Source organism: Kineococcus gypseus, assembly GCF_050871305.1.
Taxonomy (GTDB): domain Bacteria; phylum Actinomycetota; class Actinomycetes; order Actinomycetales; family Kineococcaceae; genus Kineococcus; species Kineococcus gypseus.
On the sequence record NZ_JBJLRD010000046.1, the window covers coordinates 1 to 17860 of the forward strand.

Annotated in this window: 17 protein-coding genes; 3 read left to right on the top strand and 14 right to left on the bottom strand. The window is 75.6% G+C overall.

The genetic code is table 11. The features are described from left to right. Positions 1 to 451, bottom strand: a 451-nt coding sequence (locus tag ACRYMN_RS15955) for a GntR family transcriptional regulator (RefSeq protein WP_432497102.1), incomplete at its 3' end; no start/stop codon positions are given. Positions 452 to 459: 8 nt separating this feature from the next. Further along, a complete protein-coding gene (locus ACRYMN_RS15960; RefSeq protein ID WP_432497105.1) occupies positions 460 to 1296 on the bottom strand; it encodes a hypothetical protein in 837 nt (278 codons plus the stop codon). 36 nt (positions 1297 to 1332) lie between these two features. Between ACRYMN_RS15960 and ACRYMN_RS15965 the strand changes: the two genes are divergently transcribed. After that, entirely contained in the window at positions 1333 to 2430 is a 1098-nt protein-coding gene (locus ACRYMN_RS15965) for a hypothetical protein (protein WP_432497107.1), read from the top strand. A 75-nt stretch (positions 2431 to 2505) separates the two neighbouring features. Here ACRYMN_RS15965 and ACRYMN_RS15970 read toward each other — a convergent pair whose 3' ends face one another. From ACRYMN_RS15970 to ACRYMN_RS15980, 3 genes are all read right to left on the bottom strand, one after another. Next, entirely contained in the window at positions 2506 to 4107 is a 1602-nt protein-coding gene (locus ACRYMN_RS15970; RefSeq protein ID WP_432497110.1) for an alkaline phosphatase D family protein, read from the bottom strand. Positions 4108 to 4284: 177 nt separating this feature from the next. Continuing rightward, positions 4285 to 5586 carry an endo-1,4-beta-xylanase gene (locus ACRYMN_RS15975; protein WP_432497113.1) on the bottom strand — a complete coding sequence of 434 codons (1302 nt, stop codon included), beginning with the start codon at positions 5584 to 5586 and terminating at the stop codon, positions 4285 to 4287. Positions 5587 to 5641: 55 nt separating this feature from the next. After that, positions 5642 to 5983: a putative quinol monooxygenase gene (locus ACRYMN_RS15980; protein WP_432497115.1), complete on the bottom strand. Its 342-nt coding sequence runs from the start codon at positions 5981 to 5983 to the stop codon at positions 5642 to 5644. A 62-nt stretch (positions 5984 to 6045) separates the two neighbouring features. On the opposite strand from ACRYMN_RS15980, the gene ACRYMN_RS15985 reads away from it, so the two are divergent. Then, positions 6046 to 6924, top strand: coding sequence for a VOC family protein (locus ACRYMN_RS15985; protein WP_432497116.1), 879 nt, complete (start codon positions 6046 to 6048; stop codon positions 6922 to 6924). 50 nt (positions 6925 to 6974) lie between these two features. Here ACRYMN_RS15985 and ACRYMN_RS15990 read toward each other — a convergent pair whose 3' ends face one another. The 9 genes from ACRYMN_RS15990 to ACRYMN_RS16030 all read right to left on the bottom strand — a co-directional run bounded on the left by ACRYMN_RS15990 (position 6975) and on the right by ACRYMN_RS16030 (position 16249). Then, complete coding sequence (locus ACRYMN_RS15990; RefSeq protein ID WP_432497196.1) at positions 6975 to 8645, bottom strand: IlvD/Edd family dehydratase; 1671 nt, start codon at positions 8643 to 8645, stop codon at positions 6975 to 6977. A gap of 95 nt (positions 8646 to 8740) precedes the next feature. Next, positions 8741 to 9532 (bottom strand): SDR family NAD(P)-dependent oxidoreductase, encoded by a 792-nt coding sequence (locus ACRYMN_RS15995; RefSeq protein ID WP_432497118.1) that lies wholly within the window; start codon positions 9530 to 9532, stop codon positions 8741 to 8743. After that, positions 9529 to 10653, bottom strand: coding sequence for a zinc-binding dehydrogenase (locus tag ACRYMN_RS16000; protein WP_432497121.1), 1125 nt, complete (start codon positions 10651 to 10653; stop codon positions 9529 to 9531). The genes ACRYMN_RS15995 and ACRYMN_RS16000 overlap by 4 nt, the downstream gene beginning before the upstream one ends. Further along, entirely contained in the window at positions 10650 to 11063 is a 414-nt protein-coding gene (locus ACRYMN_RS16005; protein ID WP_432497123.1) for a tautomerase family protein, read from the bottom strand. Before ACRYMN_RS16005 ends, ACRYMN_RS16000 begins: the two co-directional genes overlap by 4 nt. After that, positions 11063 to 12145, bottom strand: a complete 1083-nt coding sequence (locus tag ACRYMN_RS16010; protein ID WP_432497125.1) for a Gfo/Idh/MocA family protein — start codon at positions 12143 to 12145, stop codon at positions 11063 to 11065. Before ACRYMN_RS16010 ends, ACRYMN_RS16005 begins: the two co-directional genes overlap by 1 nt. Next, positions 12142 to 13098 carry an aldo/keto reductase gene (locus ACRYMN_RS16015; protein WP_432497128.1) on the bottom strand — a complete coding sequence of 319 codons (957 nt, stop codon included), beginning with the start codon at positions 13096 to 13098 and terminating at the stop codon, positions 12142 to 12144. The genes ACRYMN_RS16010 and ACRYMN_RS16015 overlap by 4 nt, the downstream gene beginning before the upstream one ends. After that, positions 13095 to 13976 (bottom strand): carbohydrate ABC transporter permease, encoded by an 882-nt coding sequence (locus tag ACRYMN_RS16020; protein ID WP_432497131.1) that lies wholly within the window; start codon positions 13974 to 13976, stop codon positions 13095 to 13097. The genes ACRYMN_RS16015 and ACRYMN_RS16020 overlap by 4 nt, the downstream gene beginning before the upstream one ends. Further along, the gene (locus ACRYMN_RS16025) at positions 13973 to 14932 is read right to left on the bottom strand and encodes a carbohydrate ABC transporter permease (RefSeq protein WP_432497133.1); all 960 of its coding nucleotides are present in this window, start codon (positions 14930 to 14932) and stop codon (positions 13973 to 13975) included. The genes ACRYMN_RS16020 and ACRYMN_RS16025 overlap by 4 nt, the downstream gene beginning before the upstream one ends. Before the next feature lie 12 nt (positions 14933 to 14944). Then, entirely contained in the window at positions 14945 to 16249 is a 1305-nt protein-coding gene (locus tag ACRYMN_RS16030) for an ABC transporter substrate-binding protein (RefSeq protein WP_432497135.1), read from the bottom strand. Positions 16250 to 16723: 474 nt separating this feature from the next. On the opposite strand from ACRYMN_RS16030, the gene ACRYMN_RS16035 reads away from it, so the two are divergent. Then, positions 16724 to 17800, top strand: coding sequence for a LacI family DNA-binding transcriptional regulator (locus ACRYMN_RS16035; RefSeq protein ID WP_432497137.1), 1077 nt, complete (start codon positions 16724 to 16726; stop codon positions 17798 to 17800). Positions 17801 to 17860 lie beyond the last annotated feature (60 nt).

The window sequence follows — 17860 nt, forward strand, 5'->3', positions numbered from 1 at the left end:
GTGTGGGGGGGCCCCACGCAACCCGCATCGGGGGGCTATGGGGCGCCCGGGGGGGCGCCGGCGCGCCGGGGGCCCGGGGGGCCCCGTCCGCGTCCGCGGCGAGGTCGTCGTCCAGCGCGGCGACGGCCTCGTCGCGCGTGGCGCCCAGGCGGCGCACCACCGCGGCGTACGCGGCGGCCGCCTCGGCCAGCACGCGCTCACGGGTGGGTTCCACCCGTCCCGCGGGGGCCTCGGCCACCGCGGTGCCCCGCCCGACGCGGGTGACGACGACGCCCTCCTGCTCGAGCTCCCGGTAGGCGCGCGCGACGGTTCCCGGTGCCAGTCCGAGGTCGCCGGCGAGCTGGCGGATGCTGGGCAGGCGCGTGCCCGGCGGCAGTGCGCCGGAGGCGGCGTGGGCGCTGATCTGGCTGCGGATCTGCTCGTAGGGCGCCACGGCGCCGTCCGGGCTCACGCGCAGGATCACGGCGCCACCGGCTGCGGCTGCTGCGACGGGACGGCGCCGTGCGCCGGTGCGCTGCGGGCGGTGAGCAGGCCGAGCAGGAACACCGCCACCAGGACGACCGCGCCGCCCAGCGCGGCCCCGTCCGCCGGCACCGAGGGCACCAGCGTGCACAGCGACGCCAGGGCGGTGCCGGCCAGGGCGGTGACGCACCCGGCGAGCACGTGCAGGCTGCGCCGGCGCAGCGCCTCGTCCACGCCCAGGGACTCGGGTCCGGCCACGGGTTGCGGGCGCAGCACGATCCGCCGGGCCACCGCGGCGGCGGCCAGCAGCACCAGCAGCGCGCCCGCGGCCACCGCCACGACCGAGGCGCGGAACCTCGCCGGGGCCGCCTCCGTGGCCACCAGCACGTGCACGGCGACGGCGAGCGCGGCCAGGACCACCGCCGCGGGCAGCAGCCGCACCGGCAGGGGCAGGTAACCGGCCAGGCGGCGCGGCGCGAGGGAGGCGGTGCGCGGGCCCGCCGGCAGCGGCGCGCTCAGGCGCCACTCGGCCACCAGGGCGCCGGCGAACCACCCGCCCAGCACCGCGAGCACGTCCAGGCGCACCTGCCCCGAGCGCAGGCCCAGCCCGGCGCCGTAGCACAGGCCCAGCGCCAGGAACGTCGCGCGCCAGCGGCGGGTGACGGTCAGGTAGCGGGTCAGCGGCACGGCGGTGCGCTCCGTCAGCGGCAGGTGCTCGCGCCGGGCGAACCGCCGCAGCCGGGACGCCCGCGCCGGTGCGGCGTGCAGCGCGGCGGCGAGGCCCGCGGCGAGCACGACGGCCAGGAGCGCGAGAACAGCGGTCTCGGTGTTCACCCCCCGAATGTATCAACCACTTGGTACGGTCCGGGGGTGGACTCCGAAGAGCCGGACGTGGACCCCGCCGGGGACCGGCGGGCGTCGCTGGCGTGGCTGCTGGCGCTGCCCCTGGCGCTGGTCCTGGGCTGGGCGGGGCTGGGTGACCCCGTGCTCGAGCGCACCGAGCCGGTGCACCCCCTGGCGCTGACGGTGGGTGGAGCCGGGGTGGGCGATCCGGCGCTGCAGCGCCCCGAGCCGGTGCGGCCCACGCCCATCGCACCCGCCGTCGACGGGCTGCCCGAGCGGATGCTCGCCGGCCACCGCTACGGCACGTCCTTCACCGTGCGGTTCCCCGCCGACTGGCCGGCGGGCAACCACGCCGTCGTCACCGCCACGTGGGGTCCCGGGGGGTCGATGGACTCCGCCTTCTGCTCCGAGACCGTCGACGGCTCCGCGCAGCGCACGTTCACCCTCGCGGGGTGCGAGCTCTCCTTCGGCCGTGAGGAGTCCGGGGTCGTCCAGCTGCTGGTCCTGCCCTCCAGTGAACCCGACCGGGAGGACACCCCGCAGTGGGTGACGCGCTCCTGGCCGCACCGCGTGGTCACCGCCACGGCACCGGACCCCCACGTCGAGGACGCCCGGCGGTTGTGCGGGGAGCGGGCCGAGGGCGCGCCGCTGGAACCGCTGTTCGGCCCGCGGGTGGCGCAGGTGGGCTGGACGTACGGCCAGGCCCTGGTGCTGCGCTGCGGCGGCGTGCTGCCGAGCGTGTGCGTCGAGCCGGTCGAGGACGAGGACGAGGCGTCCTCGTGCGAACGGCTCCCCGGTGGCCCGGAGGAGCTGCGCGCGTACCCGTACGGGCCCGGAGTGGTGGGCATCGCCCCGCTGGGCACCGCCCGGCTGGAGGCGCTCTGGCGCGACGGCGCGGCACCGCCGGTGGAGGTGCGCGCCGAGCTGGCCGCGGACGGCGGGCGCCTGTTCAGCCTGCTCACGCCGCTCCCGCTGCACCCGCTCCCGCCCGGGACCGGACCGCTGCCCCGCGTGGAGCTGCGCGCCCTGGACGCCGGGGGCCGCGAGCTCGCGTCCCGGACGGTGGGGGTCTGCGACCCGGTGACGGGCGAGCAGGTCGACCCCTCGGGCGCCTGCCGCCCCTGAGGCCGCGCACCCGGTGGGGTGCACGTGGCAGGTCCCGCCCCGGTCGCCCGGGGCGAGACCTGCCGCGCCGGGCGCTCAGGCCTCCTGCAGGCCCGGGTCGCCGGCCTCGACGACGAACGAGGCGCGCGTCTGCACCGCCGCGCCCGGCTGGGAGACGCGCGGCAGCGTGCGGAAGTCCACGCGCAGCTGCTGCGCGTCCAGGCGGGCCACGGCGTAGCCGCGCCGGTCGTCGGCCAGCTTCAGGTCGGGGTTGTCGGTCAGCTGGTCCGCGCCGTACCCGTCGGTGCCGTCGCCGCCGGAGGTGATCGACGTGCACACCAGCTCCACCCCGATCGGTTCGGCGTTCGCGTCGGTGGGGTTGCGGGTGAGGTCGGCGGCGTAGCTCTTGTGCACGTCGCCGGTGAGCACCACGGGGTTCTCCACGCCGCGCTCGGCGAAGCCGTCGAGCAGGCGCTGGCGGTCGGCGGTGTAGCCGTCCCAGGAGTCGGGGTTGAAACCGCGGTCCACGCCGGGCACGTAGTCGTGCTCGTGCACCATCACCTGCTGCGCCAGCACGTCCCACACCGCCGCCGAGGAACCCAGCCCGTCGAGCAGCCAGTCGCGCTGCTCCACGCCCAGGATGCTGCGCTGCGGGTCGTCGCGCTCGGGCCCGGCGGTGGGGAACGTGTCGCCGTTCGGCTGGTCGCTGCGGTGCTGGCGGGTGTCGAGCACGTGGAACGTCGCCAGCTGCCCCCAGCCCAGGCGCCGGTACAGGCGCATGTCCGCCCCGCGCGGGGCCGCCGAGCGGCGCAGCGGCATGTTCTCGTAGTACGCCTGGTAGGCCGCGGCCCGGCGCTGCTTGAACTGCTCGAGCGTCGGGTAGGGCTCCTGCTCCTCGGCGACCATGTCGGCGTAGTTGTTCTCGAACTCGTGGTCGTCCCAGGTGACGATCCACGGCGCCACGGCGTGCGCGGCCTGCAGGTCCGGGTCGGCCTTGTACTGCGCGTGGCGCTGGCGGTAGCCGGCCAGCGTGGTGGTCTCCGGGCCGAAGTGGTCGCGCACGTTGCCGGTGGCGGCGACGTAGTCGTTCGCCTGGTACTCGTAGATGTAGTCGCCCAGGAAGACCACCACGTCGGGCTGCTCCTCGGCCAGGCGGCGGTAGGCGGTGAACCAGCCGTGCTCGTACTGCGCGCACGAGGCGAACGCCATCGTCAGCGGGGTGCCCAGCGTGCGCGGGTCGGGCGCGGTGCGCGTCAGGCCGGTGGGGGAGGTGTGGGTGGTGCGGCCCTCGACGCGGAAGCGGTACCAGTACTCCCGCCCCGGGCGCAGGCCGTACAGCTCCACGTGCACGCTGTGGCCCAGGGCCGCGGGGGCGACCTCGGTGCCGCGGCGCACGACGCGGCGGAACTGCGGGTCGCGCGAGACCTCCCACTGCACGGGCACGTCGCGGTCGGGCATGCCGCCGCGGCCGTCCTCGGCGTAGGGCTCCGGTGCCAGGCGGGTCCAGAGCACGAAACCGTCCGGGGCGGGTTCACCGGAGGCCACGCCGAGGGTGAACGGGTCGGCGAGGCCGCGCTCGCCGGGCCAGCCGGCGGCGGTGAGCAGGCCGGCGCCGAGGACGGCACCGCCGCCCAGGACGGAACGGCGCGCCAGGGAGGGGGCGGCGCAGAGCGGGGAGGGGGGGCGGACGTCGGTCACGGGGAGCTCCTGTGGTCGGCCTGTGGTCCGACCTCGAGGGAACTGCCCGCGGGCGACGGCGGGGGGTCCCGCGAGCGGCACGACGGTGAACTCGGTGTCAACGCTCGTGCGCGCCTGGTGAAACCCCCCGGTCGGTTCCCGGGGGGGGTGCGCCCGCGCGCACCCGCCCCGCGGGTCTCACCCCAGCCGGACCGCCACCTGCTGCGCGCCCGCCGCCTCCAGCGCGAACCCGGCGCTCCCGCCCGGGCCGGCGACCTCGTAGTCGCCGAGGAAACCGCTGACGTCCACGCGGCCGTCGGCGTCCGTGGTGAGCGTGGTCGGCGCCAGCCACCACTCGCCCTTGACGAGCCCGTGCAGGGCGTCGTACGAGGGCTTGCGGGTGCCGTCGGCGCGCACCAGCCCCACGGGAGCACCCAGCCACGCCCCGGCGTCGGACAGGCCCCAGTAGTTCACCGCCTGCACCGACGGGTGCGACAGCAGCGTGCGGTAGTGCCGGGCGACCTCGTCGGCCTGGCGCTGCTCGCCCTCCTCGGTGGACGGCCAGCTGGGGACCTGGTGGTCGTTGAGGTCGCCCACGTGCGCGGGCATGAGCTCGCCGGAGACGAGCGTGTTCTCCGTGAAGTGCAGCGGCAGCCCGAAGCGGGAGAAGCGCTCGAGCACCTCCAGGGTGCGCTCCTCGCCCCAGTAGCCCTTGTGCATGTGGCTCTGCAGGCCCAGCGCGTCGATGCCGATGCCCGCCTCCAGGCACTCCTCCACCAGGCGCTCGTAGGCGGGGGAGAGGTTGAAGTCGTTGAGCATGAGGGTCGCCGACGGGTTCGCCTCACGCGCCTGCGCGAACACCTCGCGCAGCAGGCCCAGGCGGCCCATCGAGCGGGCCAGGCGGGTGATGCCGTTGTCGTACTTGTCGTAGTCCGGCATGATCACGGCCTCGTTGACGACGTCCCACACGTCGATCACCCCGGCGAAGCCGGTGACCTCCCGGCGGATGCGCTCCAGCTGCGCCCGCAGCACCTCCGCCTCGGGCAGCTCCAGCAGCCAGTCGGCCGTGGCGGTGTGCCAGGTCAGCGGGTGGCCCTTGACGAGCGCGCCGCGCTCGGTGAACCAGCGCGCCGTGCGCATCAGCCGCTCCGTGGCGGGCCGCCCGCGCACCGGCTCGAACTCCCCCCAGTAGAACGGCAGGGTGGCGAAGTTGAACAGCTCGAACCACGCCTCGGCCAGGTCCTCCACCTGGTCGGCCGGTGCCGAGCGGCCGAAGAACGACGACGACCCCTCCGCGCCCGCACCGCTCGCGTGCTCGATGAAGTCGAAGCCGATGCAGCCGAAGAGGAAGCGGTGCCGCAGCTGGCGCACGGTCACCCGCGCGGCGGCCAGCGGGCGCCCGTCGGGTCCCTGCACGGTCAGGGCGGCGTCGGCGACGCGGTGGCGCAGCGCGGGGTCCGCGACGGGTCGGGTGGGCAGGGTCGCCGGGGTGGTGTTCACGTCGGGGCCTCTCGGGAGAAGGGGTGGGGCTGCGGCGCGGGGCCGCCGGGTCGGGTCAGGGCGGGGTGGGTCGCGCGGCGGGGCGTGCGGGCACGTCGTCGGGGTGCGTGGGGACCACCTCCTCCACGCGCACGGCGGTGGTCAGCTCCGGCAGCGCGGCCAGCAGCGCCGCCATCGCCGGCGCGCCGTTGTGCACCGCGTGCGCGGCGGCGTCGTCGTACACCGCGTGCACCAGGCGCGTCGGCGGCTCGCCGGCACCGCGCGGCACGGTGTGCACCAGGTACAGCCGCGTGCCCGCCTCGGCGCGCACCGCCGGCAGGGCCGCGTCCAGCAGCGCGTCGAAGCGGCGCGCGGCGTCCTCGTCGCGCAGGTCGAAGCGCACGTTCAGCGCGAGCACGTCGCCCCCCGACCGCGCCCGGCGCGCTTGACGCGGCGTGCCGCACGGTGTCCAGTGGCCCCGTGACCGACGGAGCGCGCACGGGCCTGCACCACGTGGAGGTCGGCGCGGCCGACCTGGACCGCAGCGAGGAGTTCTACCGCAGCACCCTGGGCCTGGGTGCGGTGCCGGGGGCGCCGGCCACCGCCTCCGAGCGCTGGCTGGACGCCGGCACCGCTCTGGTGCGCCTGGTGCACGTGCCCGCCGGCGACCTCGGCGGCTGGCAGGTCGTCAACCACCAGCGCGGCTTCCGCCACGCCGGTTTCACCGTCGGCGACGTCGACGCCTGGGCGCCGCGGCTGAGCGCGGCCGGCGTGGGGTTCACCATCGCGCCGATGACGGCGCTCGGCGACGTGCGCATCGTGTTCTTCCAGGACCCTGACGGCGCCCTGGTGGAGCTGGTCTCGCGGCCGCTGCGGTACACCTCCGTCTGGGACGAGGAGGAGGTCGCCGCCCAGCGCCGGCGCGGGCACCGCGAGCCCGGCGACGACGCGCTGCGGCTGGACCACGCGGCCACCACCGTCGCCGACCTCGGCTCCGCGCTGGCCCTGTACGGCGACGACCTCGGCCTGGGGCGCCTGGGGCAGGTGCCGCACCCCGGCGACGAGCGCGGCTACGTGCGCAGCTACCTCGCCGCCGGCGAGGGGGTGCTGGAGGTGTTCTCCTACGACGTGCCCCCGCTGCCGCCGGCCGCGCTGGACGTGCCGCGCCGCGGGCTGCGGGCGGTGGCGCTGACCACCGCCGACCCGGACGCCGCGGCGGCGGCCGTCCTGGCCCGCGGCGGGCGCGAGCTGCCCGGGGACCTGCCCGGCGGGCCGGCCGGCGGCCCCGGCCGACTCCTCGCCGACGCCGACGGCACGGTGCTGCGGCTGCTGCCGCCGGGCTGGTCGCCGGCGCCCTGAGGCCCCGGCGCGGGGGTCGGTGCTCACGTTCGTCGCTCCGCTCGTCGGGGTCAGTGCGAGTCGCGCGGCACGGCGCTGCCGCGCGCGCCGCGCAGGAAGTCGAGGTCGGCGCCCTCGTCGGCCTGCAGGACGTGCTCGGCGTACAGCCACGGCCAGCCGCCGTCGGGCACGCCGCTGCGCCGCTGCCAGGACGGCTCGCGCGCGGCCAGCTCCTCCTCGGACAGGTGCACGTCGAGCCGGCGCGCGGGCACGTCGAGGGTGATGACGTCGCCGGTGCGCACCAGGCCGATCGGCCCGCCGACGGCGGCCTCGGGCGCCACGTGCAGCACGACGGCGCCGAAACCGGTGCCGCTCATGCGCCCGTCGCTGATGCGCACCATGTCGGTCACGCCCGCGCGCAGCAGTTTCGCCGGCAGCGGCACGTTGGCGACCTCGGGCATGCCCGGGTAGCCGCGCGGGCCGGCGCCGCGCACGACGATGACGTCGTCGGCGCTGATGTCGAGGTCCTCGTCGTCGCACACGGCGTGGTACTCCTCGGGGGAGTCGAACACCACCGCGCGCCCGGTGTGCTTCAGCAGGTGCGGCGAGGCCGCGGACTGCTTCAGCACCGCCCCGCGCGGGCACAGGTTCCCGCGCAGCACCGCGGTGCCGGAACCGGCCGGCTGCAGCGGCTCGCCGAACTCCCGGATGACGCGCCGGTCCCAGCACGGCGCGTCCGCGACGAGCTCGCCGACGGTGCGGCCCGTCACGGTGGTCGCCGCGGTGTTCAGCAGGTCGTTCTCGGCCAGCTCGCGCAGCACCGCCGGCAGCCCGCCGGCGTAGCAGAAGTCCTCCATGAGGAACCGCCCCGAGGGCATGAGGTCCACGACCGTGGGCACGTCGCGCACGAGCTCGTCGAAGTCCTCCACGGCCAGCTCCACGCCCAGGCGCCCGGCCAGGGCGAGCAGGTGCACGATGGCGTTGGTGGACCCGCCGATCGCCGCGGTGGTGCGGATGGCGTTCTCGAACGCGGCGCGGGTCATCACCGCGCTGGGGCGCAGGTCCTCCTCGACCATCGCCACGATGCGCTGCCCGGCGGCCTGCGCGGTCTCGCCGCGCCGCGCGTCCACGGCCGGCCAGCCGGAGGAGCCCGGCAGCTGCATGCCCAGCGCCTCGGCCACGCAGGCCATCGTCGAGGCGGTGCCCATCGTCATGCAGTGCCCGGCCGAGCGCGCCATGCAGCCCTCGGCGACCGCGCCCTCGGCCGCGCTCATGCGCCCGGCCTTCATCTCCGCCTCGTAGCGCCACACGTGCGTGCCCGAGCCGACGTCCTCGCCGCGGAACTTGCCGTTGAGCATGGGCCCGCCGGTGACCATGATGGCCGGCAGGTCGACGCTGGCGGCGGCCATGAGCAGCGCCGGGGTGGTCTTGTCGCAGCCGGAGAGCAGCACCACCCCGTCCAGCGGGTTCCCGCGGATGAGCTCCTCGGCCTGCATCGCCATGAGGTTGCGGTACAGCATCGCGGTGGGCCGGATGATCGTCTCGCCGGTGGACATCACCGGGAAGACGAGCGGGAACCCCCCGGCCATCCACACGCCGCGCTTGACGGCCTCGGCCACCCGGTCCAGGTGCGCGTTGCACGGCGAGAGCTCCGACCAGGTGGTGGCGATGCCGATGACCGGGCGCCCGTCGAACACCTCCGCGCCGTAGCCCTGGTTGCGCAGCCACGAGCGGTGCAGCATCCCCGCGCGCCCGGAGGCGCCGAACCACGCCCGGCTGCGCCGCTCGCCCGGCCCGGGGGCGTGCCCCGCCGGCTGCACGTCCTGCTCCTCGGTGCTCACATCCACCCTCCGTCCACGACCCAGTCCTGCCCGGTGCAGGCCCGGCTGTCCTCCGCGGCCAGCCACAGCAGCAGCCGCGCCACGTCCTGCGGCTGGACCCGCAGCGGCAGCGACTGCTCGCGGTCCAGCACCGCCTCGGCCTCGGCGTCCACCCAGTCGCGCAGCTGCCGCGCCGTCATCACCCACCCGGGGATGACGCAGTTCACCCGGATCGAGTCCGCGCCCAGCTCCAGCGCCAGCGCCCGCGTCAGCCCCTCCACCGCCGACTTCGCGGTGCGGTAGACGACCAGGTCGCGCAGCTTCACGTGGGTGCTGATCGAGCCGAGGTTGACGATCGAGCCGCCGCCGGCGGCGCGCATCATCGGCGCCACCGCCGTCGCGGCGACGAAGTGGTGGTCCAGGTTCACGCGCATCCCGGCGTCCCAGGCGGCCACGTCCACCTCGGCCGTGGGCCGGCGGGTGTCGACGGCGGCGTTGTTGACGAGCACCGTCACCGGGCCCAGCTCCCCGGCGACCTCGCCGATCACGCGCCGGTACCCCTCCAGGTCGGTGACGTCGGCGCGCCGGAACAGCGGCCGCGGCGCACCCGTGGCGGCCACGGCCTCCACGAGCTCGCGCGCCGGCTCCTCCTGCACGTCCACGAACGCCACCCGCGCGCCCTGCGCGGCGAACTGCGCGACGAACTCCGCGCCCAGCCCGGTGGCGCCGCCGCTGACGAGCACCACCGCGTCGCGCAGGCTCGGGTAGGTGGCGAAGCGTCCTGCGCCGACGCCCGCGCCGCCGTTCACGCCGCCGCCCCCGGCAGCACGACCGCCCGGCCCACGGCGCCGGCGCGCAGCTCGTCGTAGGCGCCGGACACGCCCGACAGCGGGTGCCGGGACCCCAGCAGGCGCTCCAGGGGGAGGCGGCCGCTGCGGTGCAGGGCGAGCAGCCGGGGCAGGTCCACGGCCGGGTTCGCCGAGCCGTACAGGCTGCCCACGAGGCGCTTCTGCTGCTGCACCAGCTCGTTGACGGGCACGGGCACCGCCGCGTCCACCGAGGACAACCCCACGGCCACCACCGTGCCGCCCGGGCGCAGCGCGGAGAACGCCTGGCGCAGCGTGGCGGGGGAGCCGACCGCCTCCACGGCCGCGTCCGCGCCGCCGCCGGTGCTCTCGCGCACCGCCTGCACCACCTCCTCGGCGGACAGGCCGGTGGCGTCCACGGTGGCGCTCGCGCCCAGCGAGCGCGCCAGCTCCAGCTTGGCCGGGGCCACGTCGACCACCACGACCGTGCCGGCGCCGACGAGCACGGCGCCCATGACGGCGGACAGCCCCACCCCGCCGGCACCGACGACGAGCACCGAGCGCCCCGCCAGCGGGGCGCCGGCGGCGGCGACGTTGACCACCGCGCCCACGCCCGTGACGACCGCGCAGCCGGCGACGGCGGCGACCTCGGCGGGCACGTCGTCCGGCAGCGCCACGAGGGCGCCGCGCGAGACGACGGCCCGCTCGGCGAAGCAGGAGACGCCCAGGAAGTGGTGCAGCCGCTCCTCGCCGCGGCGCAGGCGGCTGGTGCCGTCGAGCAGCCCGCCGCTGCCGGCCTGCACCCTGCCGTACACGCACATCACCGGCCGGCCCGTCACGCACGGCTCGCAGCGCCCGCAGCGCGGGCGCCACGTGAACCCCACGCGCTGCCCGGGGGCGAGGTCGTCCACGCCGGCGCCGACGGCCTCGACCGTGCCGGCGCCCTCGTGGCCGAGCACGACCGGCAGCGGGCACGGGATGTCGCCGCCCATGTAGTGCAGCTCGGTGTGGCACACCCCGGCGGCGTCCACGCGCACGAGCACCTCGCCGGCGCGGGGGTCGTCCAGCTCGACGTCCTCCACGCGCACCGGGGTGCCCGGCGCGCGCAGCACCGCCGCCCTCACGCGCCGCCGCCGGGATCGCCCTCGACGGCGTCGGCGTCGTCGGCGTCGTCGCCGGCGCGCCCGACGTACCAGTCCTCCGGGCCGTTCTCGTGCAGGGCCACGAAGACGTCGTCGGGGCGCACCCCGGCGGCCTCCAGCTCGCGCGCCAGTGCGGCGAACGTGGCCCGCTTGACCTCGGTGGAGTACCCGCGCACCAGCAGCACCTCGACGAACACCGGCGCGCGCCGGGTGCCGCCCATGAAGTGCGGGTCGAAGGAGAAGTGCTCCGCCGGCGCGGTGCGCGCCAGCTGGAAGCGGTCCTCGGCGGGCATCTCCAGGCCGGCGACCAGCCCGGCGTGCACGGCGTCGCCGATCGCGCGGCGCTGCTCGGCGCTCGTGCCCTCGGGCAGGTCGATGCGCACCAGCGGCATCAGGCCCACACCTCCTTCGCCACGCGCACGTCGGCGCGGGTGCGGGCGGACTCGGCCACGGCCAGCGAGATCGCGTGGTCCTGGCACGCCTGCGCCAGCGGGTACGGCTCGGGGCCCTCCCCGCGCGCCCACGCGCCGGTGTCCGCGAGGATCTGCGCCACCGCCACGTCGTCCTCGGACATGCGCGTGCCCGCCCAGGCGTTGCGGTAGACCACGCGCCCGTCGAAGGCGACGGTGTCCAGGTCGACGCCCTCGAGGTTCATGTCGATGCCGCGGCGGCGGTACGACAGGTGCGAGGTCACCGGGCTGGTGGGGTCCACCATGCGGGTCACCGCGTCGTCGACGATCTCGCCGATCGAGCCGCGCACGACGATGCGCCGCGCGCGCAGCGGGTTCCACCACTGGTTGTCGGTGAAGTCGTACAGGGCGCTGCGGCCGTCGCCGAAGTCCAGCGTGGCCAGGGTGGTGGTGCGCGGCTCGGGCACCGCCGAGGTGTCCCAGCCGCCGAAGCTCAGCGGGTCCACCAGCGGCGCGCGGAACTCGCGGGCGTCGACGACGACCTCGTCCATGTCCACCCCCAGCAGCCCGCGCACCAGCGAGACCGCGTGGTACATGTGCGTGGACGAGATCTGCACGGACGTCGGCTGCCCGATGACGCCCTCGCGCACCAGCGCCAGCCGCGAGGCGTGCCCGGGCATGAGCAGGTACTGCTCGGCGACCTGCACCCGGCCGGAGGCGCCCACGTCGCCCCACAGCGAGCGCAGCCCGTCCAGGTCCGGCGCCGGCGGGGTCTCCGCCAGCACCGGCACGCCCGCGGCGACCAGCTCGCGCACGGTGATCGGCATCTGGCCCCACGGCACCGAGGCGATGACGAAGTCGGGGCCGCCGGCGGCCAGCAGGTCGTCGATCGTGCGGTGGGTGGGCACGCCCCAGGCCGCGGTGACCTCCTGCCCGCGCTCGGCGGTGCGCGTGACCACGCCCGCCGCGCGCAGCCGGTCGGGGGCGGCCTGCGCCAGGCGCAGGAAGAACTCCGAGCGCCAGCCGCTGCCGATGACGCCGAAGGTGGTGGGGGTGGTGCTCATCGAAGCCAGTGCTCCTCTTCGGGGACGAGACCGGCGAGCTCGGTCCACAGCTCGTCGGGGATCGGGGTGGCGGCCAGCGCCAGGGTCTGGTCCAGCCGCTCGGGCCGCGCGGAGCCGACCACGGTGGAGGTGGTGCGCGGCTCGCGCAGGGAGTCCTGCAGCGCCGCCGCGGCCAGCGGGACGCCGTGGCGCGCGCACGCCGCCTCCACCGCCGCGGCCGCCTCCAGCAGGCGCGGGGGAGCGGGGGCGTAGCAGTAGCGCGGCACGGCGGCCGGGCCCTTGGCGAGGATGCCCCCGCCGAAGGGGGCGCCGTTGAGGAACGCCACGCCGGCGGCCGCGCAGTCGTCCATGAGCGGGCCGGCCGAGCGGTCCAGCAACGTCCAGCGGTTGTGGTTGAGCACCACCTCGAACACGCCGGTGCCCACGAAGCGGCGCAGCAGCTCCACGTCGCCGCCGGCGACGCCGAGGTGGCCGACCACGCCCTCGGCGACCAGCTCGCGCATGACGTCCACGGGACCGCCGGGGGCGGTGGCCGCCTCGAACCCGATGCGCTCGGGGTCGTGCAGGTGCAGCAGCGGCAGGTGCTCCAGGCCCAGGCGCTGCAGGCTCTCGCGCACCGACTCGCGCACCCGCGGCCCGTCGAACGGCCCGCCATCGGCCGGGTCGACCTTGGTGGCCAGCAGCACGCCCTCGGGCACGCCGCCGATCTCGCGCAGGACGGTGCCCAGCCGGCGCTCGGAGGAGCCGTAGCCGTTGGAGGTGTCCACGAACGTCAGCGGCCCGGCGAACGCGCGCCGCGCGGCGGCCAGCGCCTGCTCCTCGGGCACCGGCGCGTACACGCTCATGTCGCCCAGCTCCGCGGTGCCCACGCACAGCGCCGTCACCGAGAACCCGGTGCGTCCCAGCGGGCGGGGGGTCAGGACGTCGACGCCGCCCGCGGTGTCCGCGCTCACGCCTTGACCGCCCCGGCGGTCAGGCCGGCGACGAACCAGCGCTGGAAGACCACGTAGGCCACCACCATCGGCAGCGCCGACAGCGTCATGGCGGCCGTCAGCGCCGGCCAGTTCGTGGCGTACTGCCCGATGAGGGAGTTGGCCACGGGCTGGATGGGGCGGTTGGCCGGCTCGGAGATGAGCGCGCTGGCGAACAGCAGCTCGTTCCACACGTTGATCATCTGGAAGATCGCCACGGTGGCGATGCCGGGGGCGGCCAGCGGCAGCATCACCCGGCGGAAGATCTGCACCTCGCTGGCGCCGTCCAGGCGCGCGGCCTCGCTCAGCTCGTTCGGCAGGGCGTCGAAGAAGGTGCGCATGAGGAACAGCGAGAAGGAGACCCCGCCGGCGGTGTAGACGAGGATCAGGCCCAGGCGGCTGCCCAGCAGCCCGAACGACTGCAGCTCCAGGTAGATCGGGATGAGCGTGGCCACGCCCGGCAGGAACAGCGCGCTGGTGACCACGAAGAACAGCAGGTTGCGGGCGGTGAACCCGATCCGGGAGAACGCGTACCCGGCCAGGGTGGCCGCGGCGATGGTCAGCGCCAGCGTCGTGCCGGTGATCAGGACGCTGTTGAAGAAGTTGCGCCAGATCTGCAGCTCGTTCCACGCCACGTCGTAGCCGTCGGCGGTGAACTCGTTGGGGATGATCGGCCCGGTGAACGCGGTCGACTGCGGCCGGATCGAGGTGAACACCATGTACAGCAGCGGGCCCACCGCCACCACCGAGACCGCCACCATCACCGCGTGCCACAGGCCGAGCCTGAGCACCGAGCGGGCGCTGCGCGCGGGCCGCGGGGCCTTCAGCGGCGCGGGCCGCGAGATCGTCGTCGCGCTCACACCTCCCCCTTCCTGAACCGGTAGAGCAGCAGCGTCGCCACGCCGGCGACGAGGAACACGACCACGCTGATCGCCGAGCCGTACCCGTAGGAGGGCACCCCGCCGGTGGAGGAGCCGAAGGTGAGCAGGTAGGTGTAGGTGCTCAGCGACTCCGAGGCGTGCAGCGGCCCGCCGCTGGACATGACGAAGTTGAGGTCGAACAGCTTCAGGCCGTTGAGGACGTTGAGCATGACGACGACCTCGATGACGGGGCGCAGCATGGGGATCGTGATGCTCCACGCCTCGCGCAGCGAGCCGGCGCCGTCGATGCGCGCGCTCTCGGTGATGGAGGTGTCGATGTTGCCCAGCGCCGCGTAGAAGATGAGCATGAACAGCCCCGTGGACTGCCACAGCGAGACGGCCATGATGGTCGGCAGCACGGTGGCGGTGTCGCCGAGCCACTCGTGCTGCAGCGCGCCGAGGCCCACCGCCTCCAGCACGCGGTTGAAGGCGCCGAACACCGGGGTCAGGCCGATCCGCCACAGCAGGCCGGTGACCGTCAGCGACACCGCGGCGGGCAGGAACACCAGCGTGCGGTAGACGACGGCGCTGCGCCGCGGCCCGGCGTGCACGACCAGCGCCAGCAGCAGGGCCAGCGCGGTGTGCAGGACGGTGGTGACGACGGTGTAGACCAGCGTCACCCACGCCGCCTGCCGGAAGATCGGGTCGGTGAGCATGACGCCGTAGTTGTGCAGCCCCGCGAAGGACGACCCGCCGAACCCGTCCGAGCGCGTCAGGGACAGCCAGAACGTGCGCAGGACGGGGTAGGCGATGAAGACGCCGAAGAACAGCAGGGCGGGGGCGACGAACGCCAGCCCCGTGGGGGTGGACCAGCCGATCAGCGGGCGCTGCCGCCGGCGCCCCCGCCGCGCGGTCGGGGCGGTCCGCAGGGTGGGTGGGGGGGTGGTCGTGGTCACGGCGCGCCCCGGTCAGATCTTCCGGGACTGCACGACGGCGGCCTCGATGTCCGCGGCGGCCTGCTGCGGGGTGGCCGAGCCGTCCACGACGGAGACGACGCCGTTGGTCACCGCGTCCAGCGAGCCCTTGCCGAAGAGGATGTGCGGGGCGCCCTCGCCGTCCAGCAGCCAGGAGGTCATCGTCTTGATGTCCTCGCTGGTGACGCCGTCGGCGGCGGCGCGCGTGCTGGGCATGGAGAACGTGTCGTTCATCATCGTCAGGTAGCGCTCGGGGTCGTACAGATACTTCAGGAAGTCCGCGGCGGCCTCCTGGTTCTCCGAGCGCGAGCTGATCGCCCACGTGTAGCCGGCCTGGTTCGCGCACCAGTGCTTGCCGCCGGGCTCGGTGGTCGGCGTCTTGGCGATGCCGTACTGGGTGAGGAACTCCGGCGGCGCGGTGGTCTGCAGCGACGGCGGGAAGAACGAGCCGGTGAAGAGCATCGCGGCGCGGCCGTTGGTGAACGTGCCGTTGGCGGTGTCGCTGTCGGTGGCCAGGACGCCCTCGGCGAACACCCCGGCGTCGCGCAGCTGCTTGACGACGGTGAGCGCCTGCACCACGGGCTCGCTGTCCCAGCTGACGCCCTCCTCCGTGTGCGCGTCCAGGTCCAGCACCACCTGCGGGTCGTCGGTGATCTGGGTGATGATCGGCAGCATGAAGTCGGACAGCTGGTTCGACGGCGTGCCCTGGATGGACATGGGCACGAAGCCGGCGGCGTTGATGGCCGGGGCCATCGCGGCCAGCTCGTCCCACGTCTCCGGCGGCTGCAGGCCGAGCTGGCCCATGATCGTGGTGTTGTAGAAGAGCCCGAAGGTCTGCGCGGCCCAGCCGACGGCGTACTGCCCGTCCTCCCAGACGTTCTCGTCGTTGGTGGAGGGGAAGAAGCCGTCGAGGAACTCCGTGCCCAGCGCCTCGCGCAGGTCGACGATGCGCCCGGCCTCGCCCAGCGCCAGCGTCGAGACCAGCGGCATGAAGATGTCCGCCTCGTCCTGGGCGGCCAGCGCCGCCTGCAGCGAGGGGGCGTAGTTGGCGAAGCTCCAGTAGCGCGGCTGCACCGTGACGTTCGGGTTGAGCTGCTTGTACTCGGCGGCGGCCGCGGCGAAGGCGTCCTCGAACTCCGAGGCCCACGTCCACAGCCCCAGGGTGATCTCGCCGTCGCCGCCGCCGCTGCCGCCGTCCCCGCAGGAGGCCAGCGCCGGTGCGGCGCCGGCGGCCGCGCCCATGGCCAGCAGGCCGCGGCGGCTGATGCGCCGCCCGGGGGTCGGGAAGGTCTCGTGCACGGTGTCCTCCGTCGGTGTGAGGGGTGCGCCGGCGCGGCCGTGCGCCGGTGCGCGGCGCCGCGGGGCGCCCGGGTGGGGACGGGCCGGGAGGCCCGGGCGCGACCGGGGAGCCCCTGTGCTCCGCGGTCCCGCCCGTCGAGGTCGAGCCGTTTCGTTCGCAACGTTGCGCGAACTGCTGTGGTGGGCGAGACGCTAGGACGGGCGCCTCGGCGCCGTCAAGGGGTCGTGCCGAACCGTTTCAGCACGGACCCGCGACCCTCCCCGGGGCCGCCGGGGAACGCGGTGGCGCCGCAGGAGAGCTGGCGCGCCGGGTCCGGCGCGGCCCCGGCGCGCTCCTTGACCACCCCCACCGGCTGCCCCTAGCGTTCGTTGCGCAACCTTTCGGGCTCAGGTGGCCGCAGTGCAGCGGTCCCGGTGGCCGGGCTGAGATGATTGACCACCCGGCGAGGCTCGGGTCAGGCCGGAGGAGGTCCCGTGACGCAGCCCGTGGGCAGGCGCAAGCGCCCCACCCTCGCCGCCATCGCCTCCGCCGCGGGGGTCTCGACGGCGACCGTCTCGAAGGTGCTCAACGGCCGCGACGACGTCGGCCCGGAGACCCGCACCGCCATCCAGCGCCTGCTGGACGAGCACGAGTACCAGCAGAGCCCGCGCCACGCCCCGCGCCGGCCCGCGCGCCGGGAGGAGCCGGCGCACCGCACCATCGGGCTCATCTTCGACGACTTCATGAGCCCCTACGCCACCGAGCTGATCCGCGGGGTCACCGACGCGGGCACCGCCGCCGGGGCCGACGTGGTCGTCGGGCGCTTCTCCGACGACGCCTCCGGCTTCAGCGCGGGCGCCGCCTGGGCCCGCCGCCTGGTCGAGGCCGGGCGCGACGGCGTCCTCGTCGTCACCTCCGACCTGACCTCCCAGCACGTCGCCGGCTTCGAGGAGGTGCACCTGCCGCTGGTCGTCGTCGACCCGGTGCACACCCCGCAGGCCGACGTCGCCAGCGTCGGCGCCACGAACTGGACCGGCGCCTTCAGCGCCACCGAGCACCTCATCGCCCTGGGGCACCGGCGCATCGCCCACCTGGGCGGCCCGTCCGGGGCGGCCATCACGCTGGCGCGCCTGCACGGCTACCGCGCGGCGGTCGAGAGCGCCGGCCTGCCCGCCGACCCCCGCCTCGTCGTCGAAGCCGGCTTCGGCTTCGACGCCGGCTTCGAGCACGCCACCCGGCTGCTCACCGGGCCCGAGCCCCCCACGGCCGTCTTCGCCGTCACCGACGTGTGCGCCTTCGGCGTCGTGCAGGCCGCGCACGAGCTGGGCCTGCGCGTGCCCGACGACGTCTCCGTCGTCGGCTTCGACGACACGTACATGGCGCGCTGGGTCACCCCGGCGCTGACCACCGTGCGCACCCCGCTGCAGGACATGGGCCGCTTCGCGCTGGAGATGCTGCTGCGCCTGGTGGACGGCGAGGTCCTCGACCCGCACCACATCGAGCTGGCCACCCACCTGGTGGTGCGCTCCTCCACCGCGCCGCCGCCCGCCGCCGCCCGGGCCGGGGGCTGAGCCGGGGGCCGGGCGCGGGCCGGGAGCACGGCCCCTCGCGCCGCCGCCGCGCGCGGCGGA

Bases quoted from the DNA above. Each gene is read 5' to 3' on its own strand.
- ACRYMN_RS15990 (WP_432497196.1), bottom strand. From the start codon at position 8,645: ATGCTGCACCGCTCGTGGCTGCGCAACCAGGGCTACGGCGCGGAGGTG.
- ACRYMN_RS16005 (WP_432497123.1), bottom strand. From the start codon at position 11,063: ATGCCGCTGGTGCGCATCGACCTGCCCGAGGGCACGAGCGCCGAGCAG.
- ACRYMN_RS16010 (WP_432497125.1), bottom strand. From the start codon at position 12,145: ATGAGCACCACCCCCACCACCTTCGGCGTCATCGGCAGCGGCTGGCGC.